Origin of the sequence: Bradyrhizobium sp. 186, assembly GCF_023101685.1 — a bacterium.
Classification (GTDB): Bacteria; Pseudomonadota; Alphaproteobacteria; order Rhizobiales; family Xanthobacteraceae; genus Bradyrhizobium.
Genome location: NZ_CP082164.1, coordinates 4332008 through 4350575, shown reverse-complemented (window position 1 = coordinate 4350575; position 18568 = coordinate 4332008). Strand labels below are relative to the sequence as shown.

Sequence of the window (18568 nt, the reverse complement as noted above, 5' to 3'; positions counted from 1 at the left end):
CTCAAGATGGGCCAGGTGCTCCCAGTATTCGGCTTCCGCGAGAAGCTTCCAATTGTGTTCATGCGGTTGTACGCGGCCTGTTGTCTGCGATCACTTTTTTGAGGGTCTGCGAAAATCTTGATGACTCTTGACTGATAACCACATCTACAAGCAACGCAAAGCATCATCGCGACTGGTCGTGCCGGGCCCAATAATGACTCCAGACACCCCGGCTCAGACCTCAATCAAGGCATAGGGTCGACCGGTTGGCTTCTCGATTGATCGGGCCACGTTGTAGACCCGCGCGCCTCCGGGCATGCGGCCTTCATAGCGGCCCTGATGAGCATGGCCATGCACGACCGCGCTCACTTTAAATCGATCGATCGTTTCGCCGAGACGTGACGAGCCGAGGAACGGGAGTATCTCTAGTGGCTCGCCCTCGACCGTATCGAGAATCGGCGCATAGTGAAGAACGACGACAGCCTGCTTGCTCGCTACCGCGCGCATCGCATTTTCGAGGCGCGTCGCTTCGTTGACGGCTTCGGCGACCAAGCTCTTGACGACGGCCTCGCCGAACGAAGCGAGCATGCGACGGCCGAACCCACCGATGAATCCCTTCACCCCGACGAAGGCGACACCGTCGATTTCGTACGACTGCCCGTTGAGCAGGTGCATCCCGGCGCCCTTCAAAATGCGCCTTACGTCTTCAGTCTGCCCGGATTCGTAGTCGTGATTTCCGAGCACGCCGACAACGGGAATGGAGCAGGCGCGCAAATCCTCCGCCAGAAGTTCCGCTTCGGACGGCTTGCCGAGGTCAGTGAGGTCGCCGCAAAGGACGAGCACCTGGGCCTTGGTCGAGAGCTCGGCGAAGAGCTCCCGGAAGGACAACGTGCGGTCCTCCTTCACGTGGAGATCGCCAATGGCAGCGAAGGTGAGCGTGTCGGGTTTTTCGGACATCGCGCTACTCACTATCCTGGTCTGCGTCGGCAAAGCCCCATTCCTCAACGGCCGGGGCATAATCGACCTGCGAAAACAGGCGCCCCCGACATATCTTCACGCGCGGAGGAGGAAGTTCGAACTGGGTCTTCAGGCGGGCGACCAGTTCGTCCATCAGCCAGCGCGGCACGCAATCGCGCTCGCTCGGATAGGCCCAGCGGAAGTTGAGTAGATGTGCCAGAAGCACCTCCCAATGCAGCTCCATGTAGGCAAGCAGACGCCGCCAGTCGATCTGATCGTGCTGCTTGAGAATGAGATGCGCGATATCCGGGCCGTCGTAACGGTGCCGCAGCTGGACGAACGCCTTGGACCAGATCAACTCCGTCGGGGCGATGACGCGCATCTTCGTACCCAACACCTCGATGCGCGGCGCGGATTCAAACCATTGGTCGGTCACGGGAGCCATGCCATGCCAGAACGCGAAGATCACATCGAAAAAGTGCTCGTCCTGGAAGACCTTGCCGAGCCAGCGTTCGTCCTCGATTGCGACGGTGTATCCGAGGTTGCGGAAGTGGTTGAGAACACGGGGATAATCAGTCGGCTTGCACACGATATCGAGATCTTTGGTCGCGCGCACCACGCCGGTATAGGCGCTGAGCGCATACGTGCCGGCCAAAAGAAACGGCAGATCCAGCTTCGCGAGCTCGCGCAAGGCCTGAGTGTAAAACATCCCGGCGCCGGCCGATGGCGCGGTCGGCTCGGCGGCCGCATCGATCATCTCTGTAGATCCAGTGATCGGTCTGACCTCCTTCGTCATCAAGAATTAGTCGAAGCTCGTCGGCTTCGACCATTGAGGTACCTTATTCGACAATTGAATAAACCATGCAAAGTTCCAAGCGACGGGCTCATTCACGAAGACGGAACCGCTATCGATCAGGTCACGCGCAGCGCGTTGTTCGCGGTGCCGCTGATCGCGATTGCGTTGGCATCTGCTCGCGCGAGAGAGCGAGCGCCTTGGCAGCTCCGACCGCCGCTGCGACGAATTGTCAACATTGCAATTGGCGTTCTGACTCCCAGTTCTGACTCCCATATGCAAGCCAGGCGGCCATATGCAGGCCAGGCGGCGGGCCATTTTCTGCTGCGGCCTTCACATCCAAGCGCGGATTTTTCGTGCAGCCATCGAAGCCGCACTGCTGCGCCATCGCGGCGTAATCGCCGACCGCTGTTACACTTGCACCTGTGTATCCTCAAGCCAGCACGCACTGCTAAGCCGGCGCGACGACATGGAATGAGGACTCTATCTCAAGGCGGCCGCGCCGCCGCACGCAAACAGGAAAATGGGGAGCAACATGAGACCGCGAAAATCCCAGTCCCGAAGGATCGAACCTGCAGTGGCTCGCCAGCATTCCTCAAGATCCGAAGGAGCTACGAACGTTACCTGGCGCTGGCTCACGCCGAAGCGCTGAACGGCGACCGGATCGCCGCCGAGAATTACTTCCAGCACGCCGAACACTACTTCCGGTCAATGCACCAGAACTAGAGAATACGGTTCGAAAAGGTCACACCTTCCGCGCGAGCCGATAGCGATCCTTGGAGGGCGTACTGCCAGCAAGGATAGGAACGCTATCGCCTCGCTTCCATTGAATACAAGATCCGTTTAGAGCGGCGAGCTGGGAAACGGTTCCGGTGCCGCCGATGGGCGCCATGTCCGCGCCGCCCGCACATCGAAAAGTGATCGGACAGCGAGGAGCCGCCGTCCACGCATTGGAAGCGGAAGTTCGCCATGGCGGAAACTCCCGTTCGCAACTTCACTATCAATTTTGGGCCGCAGCATCCGGCTGCGCACGGTGTGCTGCGCCTCGTGCTCGAGCTCGATGGCGAGGTGGTGGAACGGGTTGATCCGCATATTGGGCTCTTGCACCGCGGCACCGAGAAGCTGATCGAAAATAAGACCTACTTGCAGGCGAGCCCGTACTTTGACCGGCTCGACTATGTAGCATCGATGAACCAGGAGCACGCCTTCTGTCTCGCCGCGGAAAAGCTGCTTGAGGTGCCGCGCCGCGGCCAATAGCGGGAAGTGAATGGCCGCGACTTCCTGCCCCTCCTTTTGAACCACATCGCCTGCGGCAAAACCCACGCGCGATGATGCCCCCGTTATGAAGTCGAGATCCCGAAGAGGAGGGAGGGCTAGGAGCTTGCTACGAAGAGGATCCTCATCCACTGCGCAACTCTCGCCCGATCGGTCGGGCCGGTCCGCAAGGGGCAAAACAACGCTCCGCTGGCGACGGATTGTTACGAAAAGACAAGGCGGATAAGGTCTATCCGTTCCTCACAGTTCCTTATCTGCGGTGCGGGATAAGTCTCGATCTGGTTTCAGAATTCGTCTGTGGCAGGCCCGCTAGGGCTCGGCCGAAACCATCTGTGTCATCATCTGCGAAATGCTTCGGGAATTTACGCCTCACCGAATGCGCCAACTATTTCCGAAACTCACAAATGCAGGCCCGATCAGCCAGGCGAGAAACCATGATGTGCCTCCGCGGCGCGTGAACTGGCGGTCCAAGAAACTTCCGGTTACCGGTCGGCGGGATATGTGGCCCCGCCTATCATCGGCTGGCCTGGTGCGCGGTCCAGTGGCGGGTGTGGCCTGGCGAGGCCCGTCGTACCGGGCGGGGCCTCGTTGTTAGCCGTCCTTGTGTCGACCCGCTCTAGCGTCGTGACCCATGCCGCGACTATTGCGATTATCACAATCGCGAAAAGTACAATGGCGGTATGTTGGCTATTCCGCTCGTTACTCATGAGGAATCTCCGCTCTAACGAAGAAAAAATCCTTGCACTTGCTAAAAGAGCACCGGCTTCCAGACCAACGCGTAAAGGTAGGCGCAACGTCACCGGCGGCATATGCCAAGCGAAGCCTTGCTAGTGGCTCATCACAGTGATTTTGACTCTTTGGCGGTGGCTGGATAGGCGCGGCCGAGTTTGGCGCGGGCCTTGTCGGTTGTGAACATCCATTTGATGCGGGCTCGGGTTTTATTCCGCCGCTTTTGCCATGCTGCGATCTCGTTTCGGAGCCTTTTGGGGTCGTCGATGCGGCGGCCGAGGCACTGGCGCTGGAGCACGCTGATCTCGCACTCGACCATATTGAGCCAACTGGCGTGTTTCGGGGTGAAGTGGAATTCGAGGCGGCGCAGGATGCGACGGGCCTCGGCAGGCGCAAATGCTTGATACAACGCGCCGGCGGTATGGATCGACAGATTGTCCTGCACGAGGCGGATGCAGTCGGCGTCGGGATAATGGACGTCGACGAGTTCGCGCATGCAGTAGGCGTAGTCCACGGCGGCGCGGTGCTCGGTGACCTTGACGTTGCGCCAGCCACGATGCGGGTCGAAGGTAACGAAGAGATTGACGGTGCCGTTGCGGCGGTACTCGTAATCGTAACGCTCGCGCTGTCCCGGCTCGGCTGGAATCGGCTGACGGACCTCGCCGATGAGCTGGACGGGGGTCTCGTCGAAGCAGACCAGCGGCCGGACGGGATCCGGCGCCTCGGCGTAGAGGTCGAGCACGTCCTCCATGCGGGCGACGTATTCGCCGTCGACATAGGGGATGCACCACATGTCCCTGCGCCATGGCTTGAGGTCGTTCTCGGCCAGCCGGCGACGCACGGTCTCGCCCGACAGGCTGTCATGATCGGTGAGCTTGACCATCGTGTCCGCCAGCAGCGTCAGCGTCCAACGTTTGCGGCCGGCGGGCGGCTTGGCGCACGCCGTCGCCACCAGCAGGGCCTCCTCCTTGCCGGTCAATTTGCGCTCTGCGCCCGGACGCGGTTCCTCGCTCAAGGCCCGCTCCAGATTGCCTTCCACGAAGCGGCGCTTGGTCCGGCCGATGCTGGACAGGCTGACCCGGACAGACCGGGCAATCTCCGCGTCGCAACTGCCGGCATCGGCCGCCAGCAAAATCTGCGCCCGCTTGAGCTTGCGGGCAGCATGCTTCCCGCCGCCCAGCATCGCCGTCAGTTCGTCCCGCTCGATTTGGCTCAATTCGACCCGATAACGTACATTCATGCTTCGCCTCCTTGTCGGAGGCCGGGACGAATCCAGCGATGAGTCAAAAATCAGGCACGCACTTCACGGAGAAGCAGGGACACTACCTGGCCTTTATCTACACCTACGCGCACATGTTCGGACGCCCACCCGCCGAAACCGACATGCAGCGCCATTTCCGCGTCAGCCCGCCTTCGGTCCACCAGATGATCGTCACCCTCGAACGAAACGGTTTCATTCGCCGTCAACCTGGCGTCCCCAGAAGCATCGAAATCCTCGTGCCGCCGGAAAGCTTGCCGATCCTCGAATGGCTCGGTATCAAAACGTCAAAATCACTGTGATGAACCACTAGTTCTCTGGACGCGACTGCAATTGTGCAACCTCTACAGCATCACCACCAACCAAGCCGCCATCCTCGCCCTCTTCCGCGTCATCAACCGTTACGTCGGCAACCTGCCGCCGAGGCCCGGCGTGTTTCAGAACCGCTGTCTCGTACCGTTCACCGCATCGCTGACGTAGCTGCCTAGCGCGCTCAATTTGGCGATGGTCCGGGCTTGGATCAGTTCGTTCCAATTCCGGAACGCGGCGAAGCAAACGTCGCGAGCGTTGCCGGTTTACAACCCGCACAGCCGTTCGAGATACTAACCTCGCCGTTGAGACGACCAAGCAAATTGCATTCTTAGTTCAACATGATCGGCGGGGGCGAAAGGTGTTTGATGTCTATCGCAATGACAAGCGCGACTTGCTCGTTCTAAGTACAGGCTCTGCCGTACCCGTGCTTTACTCTGCACATAAGTGACGCAAGAGCAGAAAAAGAGTTCTCAAGGTCAGCGACGAAATCCAGTCAGTCGTTCAGGCACAAGGCTATTATCTCCGCAGCCTGCGGGGCACCAAGGAGCGAATGATCGAGGTCGAGTAGGTCGGCGCCCGCTAATTTGACGACCGGCGAGGAACGCGATGTCTGGATGCGCGCGCCATGGGATGAGGCCAAAGCATTACAACAGCCGTTGCCGAATGATGTGCTCAAGATCGTTATGCGTGCGGCGGAGAAAGAAGAACGGTCGGCTGGTAGAACGCGAACAGCTGATCGGTTATTTCGTCGTTGCGCCGTCCAACCGCGCCAATCCAGTCTCGATGACGACGATGTCTTCCTCGATCTGCTGGATAGTACTCGTGCAGTCGATCCCGGTGTACGCGTTGAGGTCTGCGATAAGTTTCCGGCGGTGAATCCGAAGCTCATCGAGAGACTTCTGGTCCTTGAGCGAAACGTATCCCTCCACGATCAGCCCAATCGCTCCTGACATCTCCCGTACCCCCGAGCCTCATTCATACCCTCAAGCTGCACTCACGCGTCCCGAGTTCGTCTAAAACAACGCCCCTCCGCAATTCGTGCGCAGCAGCCGTCAAATGTGAGCCTACGAGCAGCCCGAGCCGCCTTAAGGTCAGGAGAGCAACGGGGGCGCACAGTTCGATAAGAAAGTCCGGCTCCCAATATCGCAATGGCGCGCTGCTCATCCGCGTCGAGATCAGCCCATGAGATGTCTTCCATCACGCGCCTCCGTCCCAAGAATTGTTTAGATCCCAAACGCGTGCCTGATTTGCCGCAGCATAGCCATGGCCGCGTCGGTGTACCAACCGTTGGTTAGGTATTGATCCAGCTGCGCTGTACTAATCCGAAGTTTGCGCTTGGTTTGACCTGAAAGACGAATCCTTTCGGGCGGATGGGCGGAGAGTAGTTTGCAGTTTGTATCCATGTAACGGGGATTCCCAAATCAGTCGAGATGTGATTCGATTTGGGAATGTTCATCGAGACGATTCCCAATCGAGGCTCGCCGCCTGCGGTGCTGTTGCGGGAGGCGTATCGCGACGAGCATGGCCGCGCGCAGAAGCGGACCTTGGCCAATCTGAGCAAGCTGCCGGTGGATTTGATTGGCGGACTGAAGGCTCTGCTCAAGGGCGGCACGGTGATTGGCACCGGACCGGACGAGATTCAAATCGAGCGCTCACTGCCTCACGGCCATGTTGCAGCGGCGCTCGGGACGATCCGCAGAATTGCACTGGATCGGCTGATTTTAAGCACGACGAAGGATGAGGCATCGCGACGCCATTACGATCTGGTGGTAGCCATGATCGTTGATCGGTTGATTGCGCCACGCTCGAAGCTTGGCTTTGTACGGGCGGTGGATCAGGAGACGGCAATCTCCAGCCTCGGATCGGTTCTGCGCCTGGGCAAGGTGAAGGAGCGCGAGGCCTATGAGGCGCTCGATTGGCTGGTCGAGCGCCAGGCGCGGATCGAGACCGGCTTGGCGCGGCGACATCTCCAGGACGGCGTGCTGGTGCTCTACGACGTCAGCTCGTCCTACTTTGAGGGCCGCTGCTGTCCGCTGGCGCGCTATGGCCATAGCCGCGATCACCGGGGCGACCGGCCGCAGATTGTCTACGGGCTGCTCTGTACGCGTGAGGGGCTGCCGATTGCGGTTGAAGTCTTCGACGGCAACACGGCCGATCCGAAGACGCTGAGTTCTCAAGTCCAAAAGATCAAGGATCGCTTCGGGATCAGCCGTATGGTGTTGGTCGGGGATCGGGGAATGATCACCTCGGCACGCATCCGCGATGATCTCAAGCCGGCGGGCGTCGATTGGATCACCTGCCTGCGCGCGCCGGCGATCCAGGCTTTGGCGGCGGAGAACGGGCCGCTGCAGCTGTCGCTGTTCGATGACCGCGATCTCGCCGAAATCAGCGCCCCTGACCTGTTCCCAGGCGAGCGGCTGATCGTCTGTCGCAATCGCGATCTGGCAGCCGAACGAGCGCGCAAACGCGAGGATCTGCTGGCCGCGACCGAGCACGAACTTGCCCGCGTTCAAGCGCAGGTCCAGCGCAAACACTCTGCGTTGCGCAGTTCCGCCCAGATCGGCATCGCGGTTGGTGCGGTTTTGGACCGCAAGAAGATGGCCAAGCACTTCGACGTCGAAGTGGCCGATGGCTATCTCTCATGGCAGCGACGGATCGAGCAGATCGAGGAAGAGGCTCGCCTCGACGGCATCTACGTCATCCGAACCAGCATACCCGCTGGGCATCTCGACGCTGCAGAGGCGGTTCAGGCCTACAAGGACCTGTCGCGAGTCGAACGCAGCTTCCGGTCCATGAAAACCATCGATCTCGAAATACGGCCGATCCGCCACTGGACGGCACAGCACGTGCGGGCCCATGTCTTCCTGTGCATGCTGGCCTATCACGTCGAATGGCACCTGCGAGAAGCCTTGGCGCCGCTGTTGTTCCACGACACCGACCTTGAGGCCGCCCGGGGAGAACGGACCTCTCCCGTCGCCAAGACCGAACCATCTGAGGCGGCGAAGGCCAAGAAGGCAACAAAGCGATCAGCCGACGGCCATCACGTCATGAGCTTCGATGCGCTCATCGCCCATCTCGGCACGCTGGTCCGAAACACGATGCGCGTGCCCCTTCACACCAAGCATCGCTTCATGCTCCATTCCACACCAACCTCCGTCCAGGAGGCCGCGTTCAAGCTGCTCGATCTTGACCCGCTGCGTGTCCAGTAATTGAAAACACCGACCGTCAACTTATCGAGTCGGATCAATCCCTTGCACACTTCCCAAGCGAAAACTTCGGACTAATCAGCGCCACAACTGCCACCATGAAGCCTTTAAACATCGGGCCTCTCCTACAAGAGACCGCCAACCGGGGCGTGTCGAAGTATTAGACTGTTCTCAGAATGCGCTGCCGAATATGGGAATATGGCCACCTATTTCTAAATGGTGACAGTGACCAGTAATAAATTCCTTAACCGGCGCGAAGTTTGGACGCACGTGCCGTGGGACGAGGCGAAGGCGCTGCAACGGCCGTTGCCGGATGATGGCTCAAGATCGTGATGCAAGAAGCCGACCAACGCCAGGCCGGTAACGGCCACGTTTGCGTTCACAGCATCTGGACCGAGTTCCGAATTTACCCGCTTCGGCGATGCAGCTGCATACTTGTTCGATCGACCAGAAAATCGTCCAGCCTTTTGCCTGATTGAAGCTCGGCCGTAAGCCAACTGGGACATCTGCCTCGACCGGACCAAGTCTGTCGGGGATCGTTCGAGTTCTGATACTTGGGACGAACCGGGCGGTAGGGATGGCGCTCACTGGCCACTCCAATTCTACGCAGCCGTTCATCGAGTTTGGCCTGTTTTGCCGCTATCTTCTCACGTAGTTTCCGAAGGACCTGTTCATGGAGATCCCACAGCTCAGTTACAGACATTAGTTCAAGGTCATTGCTTGCCATGAGGGCCTCCGGCCATCACGACTAGTTACCAATTAATACCAATTAAGCCGGTGTTTCGGAGTTCCAAATTTGGGCCGCAGCACTTCAGGGATAGCGCGCGCCATACGGTCGCATCGAAGAGGCAAGTCGCGCAGCCCACCTCTATATCGGGGTAGCTCCGAGGGCACCTCGATGAGGCCAATGTCCCGTTAATGCCAGATGGTCGATTTCAGCCGCGATTTGGCGGCAACACGCCTTTTGACGATAGTCCTTGCTTCCGCCAGCCGTAAGCGCGCTCGAAGCATCTGCACTTCTGTAAGCTGAAGAACAAGCGCCTGATGCCGTTCGTGAAGAAGAGAAAAATTGTAAGTGCGACTGCGAATACTCATGTTGCCAGCCCCCAGATGAAATTCGAACCGAAGACGAATTGCGACACTAAGCAGCAGCTAAGTCATTCGCAGCGGCGGAGCTTTGAGAGCGCAGCAGCCGCCAAATGCTCCCAGTAGTCGGCCTCAGCGAGCAGCTTCCAGCTTTTGTCAGGATGATACGCGGCGCCCTGTCGGCACAGCAACGCCATCGCGCGCAAGCGCTGTACGATTTCCATTCCAGCCTCCCGTGTTTTTCCCGACCTTAATTTTTGTTTTTGCGTCAGAGTCATTATGATTATGACTTAGAACTATTTTCATGTTTTTTCTAATAGCTAATCGGGCAGTTGACGGCGCGCTTGCTGCGAATGATTTTCGGTTTGGCTTCACAATCGGGACGACTGCGCTACCGCCTCAGTTCACGGCCGCTCCATTTGCGAGAGGTTGGCCAAATCCGCGCGAGACACCGGAAACCCAAAGGGGCCGCCTCACAGCGACCCCTTGCCGGTTACAATTTTGTTCGGGATGAAAATGCCAGCCCCGGCGCTCCTACTTAGCGGTCTCATTATGCCGAGTGGAGTCCGGATAACTACCGCTCGGAGCACTACAAATTTCCCGGAAATGCCATCTACGGGTCTGCCGACCTGGCAAGTTCCACGTCGCAAACTTGCCGAGAATGCCTATTTTCACCGCATGCGTTCATTTGAGTTTTGCCTGCCGACCAAGGGCATTGCGGTCCGGACGGCCCTGATTGGCTTCATGAAGTGAAATACGACGGCTATCGCGTCCGTCTGGAGCGCGATGGTGACCGCGTCCGCCTGATTACGCGCGGCGGTTACAATTGGACCAGCCGCTATCCCTGGATCGTCGAGACTGCGCGCAAGATCAGGCAGAGACAATTCGTGCTCGATGGCGAAGCGGTCGTGCTTGGCGTCGATGGCATCTCAGATTTTAACGCGCTTCACTCGCGCAAGCACGATCACGAAGTGCAGTTTTGCGCTTTCGATATTCTCGCCGAAGGCGGTGACGACCTCCCCATGCTCCCCCTGTCGATGCGGAAGACGAGCTTGAGGCGCCTGCTGGCGCGGCGTCCCGAAGGTGTGTTCGTTAATCCATTCGAATGGGCCTGATCTATTCCGCGCCGCGTGCAACATGGCGCTTGAGGGACTGGTGTCCAAGCGGCGGGACCGGCCGTATGAGAACGGTCGCGTCGCTATTGGATCAAAGTGAAAAACCGCAAGCGCCCGCGCCAAAAATGCTTCGGTTTTTCCGGGACATGCCCGAAAACTGCTTTGTCGAGATGCGCCAACTTAGAGAGGAGGACATCATGCGCATAGCTCCAGCATTACTTTTTTGCCTACTCACCGCTGCTCCCGCGGTATCGTTCGCCGCAGACGCCAAGAACGACGTGGAGAAAGCGTATGCGGCCTGCGATGCCGCATTCAACAAGCAAGATGCGAAAGCGCTGGCTGCCGACTATGTCTCGACTGCTAAGCTGCTGCCTCCAACATACGAAGTCTCGTCGGGTCCAGCGGAGATCGAGAAGTTCTGGTCCGGGCTCTTCGCCGCGGGCGTGACGGGACACAAGCTGGAGGTCATCGATGCTGGCGGAGACGACAAGATTATCTTTGCCTCAGCCAAATGGAGCGCCACAGACAAGGATAAGGAGGGCAAGCCGGCTCCCTTGAGCGGCATAGCAGTACACGTGTTTGAGCGCCAAGGGGATGGCTCACTAAAGCTGAGGCTTCAGACATTCAACTGAGCCTGCCGCGAGGCGTTCCGACAATGGAGCTGGCGGCGCTCGCGATGGTGCGTCGCCCGCGGTCTCCACATACAACGCCGCGGCGAGCTACAGCCCGCCGGGGCTCATGTCGGAACGTTGAGACCGCTGATCGCCCAAACGATCCAAGCGGGGCCTCGCAATCACGTCATTCGATCATGAGCACCGTGCGGCACCGGCGTGACAATCGGCTCCGAAAGCGCTGCCTTTCCACAATGAACCGAGCGCCTCCGGCATCTGCTGGGTCGGGACCAAGCGAAATCCCGCGCTGCTGAGACACGCGATAAATTCGCGCCGCCACATTAGCTGCCCGGCTCGGAGTCCAAGCCTCCGGACCTACTTGGCGCGCTTGTAGACGAGCTCAGAAGAGCCGCCAATGGACGTTGATGGATTGGCGACCTTCAATTCATCCCCGGCAATTGTGAATGCTCGCGTCTGTTCGGTTTCTGTCCGATTTGGAAACGAACTGCCCTCAAATTTCAGCGTGTAGGCTTTTTTCGTTTCGTCGACCGTGTACGTGCCGAAGTTGGCAATGCTTCCCTGTACCACGGCTTTGTTTTCCTCTGGCGTACCCTGTGCGCGGTTTTGCGTCGCAAACTTCGGAAGATCGGAGCGCACAATTTGCGACGAGAAGTATCCGTTCTCGGTAAAGATTAGCAGCCCTTTTGGATTGGTGCCCCATGCCGGACTGCCGTCCGGAAGTTTGGATGTTGAGGAGACGAACGTCCAGACCCCCACGAGTTGCTCTTTGATCGACTTCTGTTGACCAACGACGTTGCTCGGTAGCAGGGCGAATCCTAACGCCATTAGTGCAGACACGCTCAACACACTACGCCAATTCATGTTGTCCTCCTGTCGCGAATTGATTGCTGAACGGATCGCAAGTGCGCTCGCAAATTCACGGCCGCACGTTTTGGCGGCCACGGCGCATATTCCGGCAAGAATGAACGTCGGTTTGTCAGAGTCCCATGCCCGCCGACGGCTCGCCTAGCAGCCCGCTCCCGCGCGGAGAATTCGGCACGTCCCGCTTCAAAGGCAGCTACATCAAATCTAGCAGATTTCGCGGGCTTGAGGAATGAGACTCATGGCCCGGTCGATGTCTCAAATGGGGGTTGTCGATTACCGCACCCGATCTGGTGCAGACCGGCCCAAGCCTACGGCATCGGCGTGATACATCCGGCTCGAAAGCACTCGGCCGCCAGCTCGGCCTTGCGCCATTCAGCGCGACGCCGATGCTCAATCGCCAACGCCTCGCGCGTCTCGACATCCAAGATGATCTTGTCAATCTCTACGCCGTCCAGTGTCCGCCTGATCCGTAGCACGGTGGACAGCACGATCACGACATCGCCATAGGGCATCAACAAATCGCGCGCGGCGACATCGCAATGTGCGACGAAAGTTTCTATCGCTTCTTCGCTCTTGCAGAACAGCAAGGCCAGCTCACGCGCCTGCCGCGGATCGTCGGCCGGCGGCTCAGGATTGCCATCGCTCAGCAGCATTGCTTCGGCAGCCCGGCCGGCCATCAGCTCGACGCACTGGCTATAAGCGCTCGCATAGACATCAGAGACCGACCTGCGATCTTCGCCCGGCTCGGGCATCACCGGAGCAAGCGCTTCTCGAATATCCGACGCATCGCCGCGACCTTTCTCGAACGCCTCCGTATGGCTGACACCCCAACAGAGGCCCTCGTAACCGCGGGTCGCGTCTGGATTCACGGTGACGCCGCCAACCTCGTGCCCGAGCAGGCGCGCGCAAACAGCGTGCCCCGCTTCATGGACCGCGATCCGCACATCCTCGTCGTAAGTGCGACCGAGCGAAGCGAGGAGTTCGTCGTATTCATCGATCTCCACTTCGAGGCCGCCGCCGTTGTCGGTCGTGCCTCCGACGCCGGCAGCGGCCTCCCACCCGCCGAGAGAAGTCGCAGGTTGCGCGTTGCCGTCCTCGGCCGGATTTCGTTCAGACATTCCCGAGCACCTTCTTGTGGCGGGCGAGCATGCGCGCGTAGATCGCAGCGACGGTGTCGTCGTCCGGCTGCGGCATCGCGCGGGCGATCATCTCGGCTACCGCGGTCGGGATGCGGTTTTCGTGTTTGGGGTCGATCACCCAGCCATCGATCCGATGTGTGATGAGGTGGGGCTGCCAGTCCGGCGGTCCGGCTTTCCTGCTCACAGGCGCTGCACCTCAATCTCAATCGTGCGCGCCTCGGCGCTGCGGTCAATCACCTGAAATCGCGGATCGCTGACCATGGTCGGCGAGACGTGCGGCGGCCGGATCGTGGCCGCGGGCTCGGACACAGCGACTTCGGCAGGCTCCGGCTTCGGCGTCGGGATGGGCGCAGTGCCGTTACGGATTTCGCTCACGGTGGAGCGCAATTCGGCGAGCGCGACCCCCGCTGCGACATCGACCTGCGCTGCCGCGTTGCCGATAAAACGCGCGATTGCCCCGCTCTCGAAATGGAAGTGAATTCTCTCCAGGGCATCGGCAAAGCGCTAACCAGCCGCAAGATAGTCCGGCAGCGCTTGCTCAATAGCATCGAGATCACGCGCCAGCGTTTCGTTCGCCGCCTTGCGTTCGACGGCTGAGCGTTCGGCAGCTAGCTTCTGCTCGGCTTCTGCGATCTTGGTCTGCACCTCCGCGAGCGCGTCGGCGTAACCGTCACGCGTCAACGCGCCGGCGGCGATCGCCGCTTCCAGCCTCGCGCGAGCCTTATCGTCGGCATCGAGATTTTCTTCTAGGTGATGACGCTGCAACTTCGACTTGGCATCAACGAACGCTGCGTCGGCAGCGGCGTGGCGGCTCTTCAAGGTCTCGGCGCGGGCACGCAGCGTGCCGAGCTCGGCTTCGAGTTTTTCCATGGGTGATTTTCGTCGGAAGAATGTTGCCATGCCCTCAAGCTACGGATGGCAAATCGATTTGCGAAGGCTCGACCTGTGGCGTGCGCCACATGGGGTTGGCACTAGCGGCAACACGAGAGCCCTGCGGCTGCTGCCGGGGTCGCATTCGCCCCCTCTCCTTCAGGTCTGCTTCCGGGGCAACGCGGACATCAACCGGTGAGATAACCGGCTAAGTCGGTCGAAAATAACCCAACTCGGACATTTGCGCGAGACGGGGTGGCGGCGAAGAAATGCCACGCGCGCACGTTCGAGTAACCCGCCTCAGCGCACGGTCGCAGCATGCTGCCGCTCGGCTAACGCCGAGAGCGCGCCGCACTAAGACTGGTGCGGTGCCAAGGTAGGGCGACAACGGAATTAAATGTCGGCCCCTTTGTTGGGGTCACCATGCTCTTCTGCGCCCTGCAATTCCCTCTGCGCTTGGTCCCAGAACTCGTCTTCGCGTCCTTTCGGGTTTGCCCGCCTGCTCCCACAGCTCGAACGCGCGTTTCCGTACCTGCTCCTCGGTCGGGTGGGTCATATGAATTCTCCCAGAGCGCGGTCCTGCCTTGGGCAGGAGGCACAAAGGGCAGGACGGCCAGGTCAATTTTATCTCCCGGTGTAGACTGCAGTGTGACCCATTCGAGCGATGTTGCGGCGTGCTACCCACTCAAGATCGAACTCTTCGGATCGGATAGAACAAGGCTCGGCACCTGGACTTGGCCGTCGCCAAGTCAATATCACCGTCGCCACGGCACACCAGCTTAGACTTCGCAAAATGGCCGGCGCAATTCGGCTGAACGATTGCGCGCAGTTGGCCCTTACACGATCACGGAATATTGGCTAATGTCCGTTTTGCGGCGCCAAGAGCAGTCACATCGGCGATGTCGCCTTGTCCGTTGCTTCGCCAGTTCTTGCGCCGGGAGCCTAGCTCATTTTGGCGACTGCAATTCGACATTGTAATGCGCGTAGATCCGCGCGAGGGTGCCGTTGGCGAGCAATGCTTCAAGGGCTGCGTCGAGTCCCTGCCTGAGCTTCTCGTCTGGGCTGACCATCCCAACAGCGACATTCCAGTTCAAGTCGGGATCGTCTTCGAAAGCAGGAATACGGCGCACGCGCGCATCGGGATGAACTTGGTTGAACCAACCAATTGCGGCGGGTGTAACCGCCGCAGCGTCGATCTCGTTCTTGGCAAGCGCGTCCATGATTTCATCCTCGAAGACAAACGGTGAGGTTTGGACGCCTCGCTTGCTGAGTGTCATGGAGGCGATCGAGCCGACCTGTACCCCGACACGCTGGCCTGGCCTCAAATCTGCGAGTGACGCTGCGCTGGAGTTTGCTCCGACCGCCAACGCGACACTGCTGCGCTGGTAGGGCCGCGACATGCGCAGCCCCACCTCCGCCAACACCGCCCGATCCGCTATCGCATCGAGGACGATGTCGCAGTCGGCACGGCGGTACTGAAAGCTATTGACGACCCACCGCTGTTCGAGCGAGACCCCGAGCTGGTTTGCCAGCGCCTTGGCGATTTCGACCTGAAATCCAGGATCGGCATCGCGCCTGCTGGCAAACGGCAGCGCGTTTGGGTGCGCGCAAAGCGTCAGGGCGCCGCGCTCACGAATTGCCTCCAGCGAGCGCGCTGAAGCAGCAGTCGCGCCGAACAGCATCAGCAAGATCACCAGAGTGACACGTCGCATCTCCGGCTTCACTACTCGATGCTCCGGATATAGGCCAATATTGCCATGATCTGGCTCTCCGAAAATGCGCCTCCAAAGGCAGGCATCGCGCCGGGCTTACCCTTCTTGATCCGCTCCACGATAAACTCGTCGCTGCGCGTCGTGCCCGCGAGCTTCGGCCCTTTGCCGGCGGCGCGGCCGCCGTTTTCGTGACAGAAGCCACACAAGGTCGCGAACATCGTCCCGCCCTCGATATCGGTTTCGCTGGCCGATTGGTCCTGCTTGGGAGCCTGGCTCTGCTGCGCGTGGAGGCCGGAAGGCAATGACAACGCAATGCCGATGGCCAGACTGATCGATTTCAACATTCGCATCAGGACTTGCGGCGGCAGGGTGCGACTGCACCCCACCGCCTCCACCCGTTATTGCTGCTTCAGCGTAAAGACGACAAGCGCACCCGCGTCCTTCGGCATGCTCGTAAAGGGTTCGCCGAAAAGGGCCGGGAACTCGTCCGCCACCATGCCGCCCCAACCGGCCGGCACTGCTATGTATTGCTTACCGCCGGCGCTGTAGCTGATGATGCCACCATTGTGGCCGACGCCATTGAAATGCGACCACAGTTCCTGTCCAGTCTCCGCATTGTAGGCGCGCAGCACGCCACGCGAGTCAGGTACGAATACCAGATTGCCGGCTGTCGCAAGCACGCTCGCAAGCGGCGGCTCGTCGAAATTGACCTCCCATTTCTTGGCGCCGGTTACCGGATCACGTGCATCAAGATGTCCACGCGCCGGTCCGTCCGGCGGTGGAACGAGCTTGAAGTTTGCGCCGATATTGAGCTGCGCCATCGGCTCGGTGATTGGCGTGGTCTTTATCACGTCCACATCCATGCACCATTCCTGCGCGATCTTGTACCACAGGCCGGTCTTCGGGCTGTAGGCGCCCGAGTTCCAGCTGACGCCGCCGGCGATCGCCGGGCAGAGTGGCTCGCTCGCTTTGCCGAGGGTTAGGTCGCGCCGACCGACCAGATCGCCGGTCTTCGGGTCGATATCCTTGACGAAGTTGATGTTCTTCGCGATCCGCCACACGTTCTGCACCTTTGCATCGGCGCGATCGTAGACGAAGACGAATCCGCCCTTGTTCGGATGCACGACGAGCTTGCGGCCGTCGCGGTCGATCATCAGGAATTCCCCGACCGCCGAGTCGAAGTCCCATGCGTCGTGTGGCAGCTCCTGATGGTAGAACTTCAGCTTGCCGGTATCGGGATCAAGTGCAATGACCGAGGTCGTGTAGAGGTTGGTGCCTGGCCGCGGCCCGCTTTTCTGCCAGTCCGCGCCGGACCAGTCGTAAAGCGGTGCCGGATTCGCTGTCCCCCACCAGATGGTGTTGGTTTCAGGATCGTAGGTGCCCGGCATCCATGCGCCACCGCCGCCGGTGCGCCAGGATTCGTTGCCCCAGGTCGCCTTGGCTTCCTCAGTGTCGGCGACCGTCAAGAATTCCCATTTCTTCTTGCCGGTCTTGATATCGACGCCGAAGAGCGGACCACGCGACGTCCACTCGCCGCCCTGGCTACCGATGAGGACGGTGTCCTTCACCACCAGCGGAGCACCCGTGAAGCCGACCGTGAGCTTCTTGGAGTCGACGAGGCGCGTGTTCCACACCTCCTTGCCGGTTTTCATGTCGAGCGCAATGAGATGCCCGTCGACGGTGGCGACGAAAACCTTGCCATCGCCAAGCGCGACGCCGCGATTGTATGGCGAGTGCGTCTGCATCGCCACGAGCTCCTCGTCGAGCTGCGGGAAGTACGACCAGATCATCTTGCCGGTCGCCCCGTCGAGCGCGTAGACACGGCTATAGGACCCCGAATAATACAGCACGCCGTCAGCGACGAGCGGCATCGTCTGCAGGCCGCGGGTCGAGCGGCCGGGCATATGGATCCACGCGACTTCGAGGTTCTTCACGTTGTTCGCGTTGATCTGATCAAGTCCGCTGTAGTGATACGATTTGTAGCCGCCGTGATAGGTCAGCCAATCGCTTGGGTTCTGCTCGGCCGCCTCGATGCGAGCGGGATTGATCTCTGACGTCGCGATCGCCCAAGCTGGTGGTGCAACAGCCATCGCGGCCAGTGCGGCAACACAGGTAAGGTGTCTTGTACTGACTGTCATTGTTTTCCCTCCCTTATTGTATCGCGGGAACATCGAACATGCAGTCTGCTGCGGCCCTTTACAGAAGCTGCCTCATCCGTGCAGCCAGATTCCTGACTTCGGCGAAGGGTGCAGACACCAAAAGGTGATCGCTGCGGCCGAATGCATTGCGTTCAGCTGCGCCGTAGCATCACGATGAATTCAATGCTCAAAGTAGTACAAGCGCAAGCGACGTAATTTGGCAGCCAGACTGTCCCAACACCCTTAATCCGAACGACGCAGATGCATTCAGCAACCGCGGCCACGCCTACTATGCTAAAGGCCAATACGACCGCGCCATGAGGATTTGAACCAAGCGATCCGGCTTAATCCGAACTTCGCATATGCGTTCTATAACCGCGGCCTCTCATGGGAACGGAAGAACGATCTGCAACGCGCATTGGCGGATTTCAAGAAGTTCTCCGAATTGGCCCCGTCCGATCCGGATGGTCCAAAGGGAGTTGAGCGCGTCACAAAGGTGTTGA

Annotated in this window: 20 protein-coding genes and 3 pseudogenes; 9 read left to right on the top strand and 14 right to left on the bottom strand. The window is 59.7% G+C overall.

What is annotated here, in order from left to right; genetic code table 11:
* Positions 1-213 precede the first annotated feature (213 nt).
* Entirely contained in the window at positions 214-936 is a 723-nt protein-coding gene (locus IVB18_RS20720; RefSeq protein WP_247990821.1) for a metallophosphoesterase, read from the bottom strand.
* Positions 937-940: 4 nt separating this feature from the next.
* Positions 941-1693: a nucleotidyltransferase family protein gene (locus tag IVB18_RS20715; protein ID WP_247990820.1), complete on the bottom strand. Its 753-nt coding sequence runs from the start codon at positions 1691-1693 to the stop codon at positions 941-943.
* Positions 1694-2203: 510 nt separating this feature from the next.
* Here IVB18_RS20715 and IVB18_RS51980 point away from each other — a divergent pair.
* Complete coding sequence (locus IVB18_RS51980; protein WP_346732650.1) at positions 2204-2455, top strand: DUF4167 domain-containing protein; 252 nt, start codon at positions 2204-2206, stop codon at positions 2453-2455.
* A 243-nt stretch (positions 2456-2698) separates the two neighbouring features.
* Positions 2699-2983 (top strand): annotated as a pseudogene (locus IVB18_RS20705) (NADH-quinone oxidoreductase subunit D); the annotation flags it as partial.
* 859 nt (positions 2984-3842) lie between these two features.
* Here IVB18_RS20705 and IVB18_RS20700 read toward each other — a convergent pair.
* On the bottom strand, positions 3843-4973 hold the full coding sequence (locus tag IVB18_RS20700; RefSeq protein WP_247984173.1) for an IS630 family transposase: 1131 nt from the start codon (positions 4971-4973) through the stop codon (positions 3843-3845).
* A 38-nt stretch (positions 4974-5011) separates the two neighbouring features.
* Between IVB18_RS20700 and IVB18_RS20695 the strand changes: the two genes are divergently transcribed.
* The 5 genes and pseudogenes from IVB18_RS20695 to IVB18_RS20670 all read left to right on the top strand — a co-directional run bounded on the left by IVB18_RS20695 (position 5012) and on the right by IVB18_RS20670 (position 8512).
* On the top strand, positions 5012-5293 hold the full coding sequence (locus IVB18_RS20695; RefSeq protein WP_247983521.1) for a helix-turn-helix domain-containing protein: 282 nt from the start codon (positions 5012-5014) through the stop codon (positions 5291-5293).
* 31 nt (positions 5294-5324) lie between these two features.
* Positions 5325-5435: pseudogene (locus IVB18_RS20690) on the top strand (SOS response-associated peptidase); the annotation flags it as partial.
* Positions 5436-5661: 226 nt separating this feature from the next.
* A pseudogene (locus IVB18_RS20685) lies at positions 5662-5871 on the top strand (hypothetical protein).
* 16 nt (positions 5872-5887) lie between these two features.
* The gene (locus tag IVB18_RS51975) at positions 5888-6253 is read left to right on the top strand and encodes a hypothetical protein (protein WP_346732649.1); all 366 of its coding nucleotides are present in this window, start codon (positions 5888-5890) and stop codon (positions 6251-6253) included.
* Between the two features lie 498 nt (positions 6254-6751).
* Positions 6752-8512, top strand: a complete 1761-nt coding sequence (locus IVB18_RS20670) for an IS1634 family transposase (protein WP_247983291.1) — start codon at positions 6752-6754, stop codon at positions 8510-8512.
* 403 nt (positions 8513-8915) lie between these two features.
* Here IVB18_RS20670 and IVB18_RS20665 read toward each other — a convergent pair whose 3' ends face one another.
* Entirely contained in the window at positions 8916-9212 is a 297-nt protein-coding gene (locus tag IVB18_RS20665; RefSeq protein WP_247991688.1) for an H-NS histone family protein, read from the bottom strand.
* 454 nt (positions 9213-9666) lie between these two features.
* Positions 9667-9819 (bottom strand): hypothetical protein, encoded by a 153-nt coding sequence (locus IVB18_RS20660; protein WP_247990818.1) that lies wholly within the window; start codon positions 9817-9819, stop codon positions 9667-9669.
* A gap of 525 nt (positions 9820-10344) precedes the next feature.
* On the opposite strand from IVB18_RS20660, the gene IVB18_RS20655 reads away from it, so the two are divergent.
* Both IVB18_RS20655 and IVB18_RS20650 read left to right on the top strand, forming a co-directional pair.
* Entirely contained in the window at positions 10345-10710 is a 366-nt protein-coding gene (locus IVB18_RS20655; RefSeq protein WP_346732648.1) for a hypothetical protein, read from the top strand.
* A gap of 65 nt (positions 10711-10775) precedes the next feature.
* Entirely contained in the window at positions 10776-11342 is a 567-nt protein-coding gene (locus IVB18_RS20650; RefSeq protein WP_346732647.1) for a nuclear transport factor 2 family protein, read from the top strand.
* Positions 11343-11696: 354 nt separating this feature from the next.
* On the opposite strand, the gene IVB18_RS20645 is transcribed toward IVB18_RS20650, so the two are convergent.
* The 9 genes from IVB18_RS20645 to IVB18_RS20605 form a co-directional block, all read right to left on the bottom strand.
* Complete coding sequence (locus tag IVB18_RS20645; RefSeq protein ID WP_247990816.1) at positions 11697-12284, bottom strand: lipocalin-like domain-containing protein; 588 nt, start codon at positions 12282-12284, stop codon at positions 11697-11699.
* A 230-nt stretch (positions 12285-12514) separates the two neighbouring features.
* The gene (locus IVB18_RS20640; RefSeq protein WP_247990815.1) at positions 12515-13324 is read right to left on the bottom strand and encodes a hypothetical protein; all 810 of its coding nucleotides are present in this window, start codon (positions 13322-13324) and stop codon (positions 12515-12517) included.
* The gene (locus IVB18_RS20635) at positions 13317-13529 is read right to left on the bottom strand and encodes a hypothetical protein (protein ID WP_247990814.1); all 213 of its coding nucleotides are present in this window, start codon (positions 13527-13529) and stop codon (positions 13317-13319) included. The genes IVB18_RS20640 and IVB18_RS20635 overlap by 8 nt, the downstream gene beginning before the upstream one ends.
* Positions 13526-13720, bottom strand: coding sequence for a hypothetical protein (locus IVB18_RS20630; RefSeq protein WP_247990813.1), 195 nt, complete (start codon positions 13718-13720; stop codon positions 13526-13528). The genes IVB18_RS20635 and IVB18_RS20630 overlap by 4 nt, the downstream gene beginning before the upstream one ends.
* 129 nt (positions 13721-13849) lie before the next feature.
* Positions 13850-14215, bottom strand: a complete 366-nt coding sequence (locus tag IVB18_RS20625) for a hypothetical protein (RefSeq protein ID WP_247990812.1) — start codon at positions 14213-14215, stop codon at positions 13850-13852.
* Positions 14216-14633: 418 nt separating this feature from the next.
* The gene (locus IVB18_RS20620; RefSeq protein WP_346732646.1) at positions 14634-14771 is read right to left on the bottom strand and encodes a DUF2934 domain-containing protein; all 138 of its coding nucleotides are present in this window, start codon (positions 14769-14771) and stop codon (positions 14634-14636) included.
* A gap of 391 nt (positions 14772-15162) precedes the next feature.
* Positions 15163-15939, bottom strand: coding sequence for a transporter substrate-binding domain-containing protein (locus IVB18_RS20615; protein ID WP_346732645.1), 777 nt, complete (start codon positions 15937-15939; stop codon positions 15163-15165).
* Positions 15939-16322 carry a cytochrome c gene (locus IVB18_RS20610; protein ID WP_247990811.1) on the bottom strand — a complete coding sequence of 128 codons (384 nt, stop codon included), beginning with the start codon at positions 16320-16322 and terminating at the stop codon, positions 15939-15941. Before IVB18_RS20610 ends, IVB18_RS20615 begins: the two co-directional genes overlap by 1 nt.
* A gap of 3 nt (positions 16323-16325) precedes the next feature.
* The gene (locus IVB18_RS20605) at positions 16326-18017 is read right to left on the bottom strand and encodes a PQQ-dependent dehydrogenase, methanol/ethanol family (protein WP_247991686.1); all 1692 of its coding nucleotides are present in this window, start codon (positions 18015-18017) and stop codon (positions 16326-16328) included.
* Between the last annotated feature and the right edge of the window lie 551 nt (positions 18018-18568).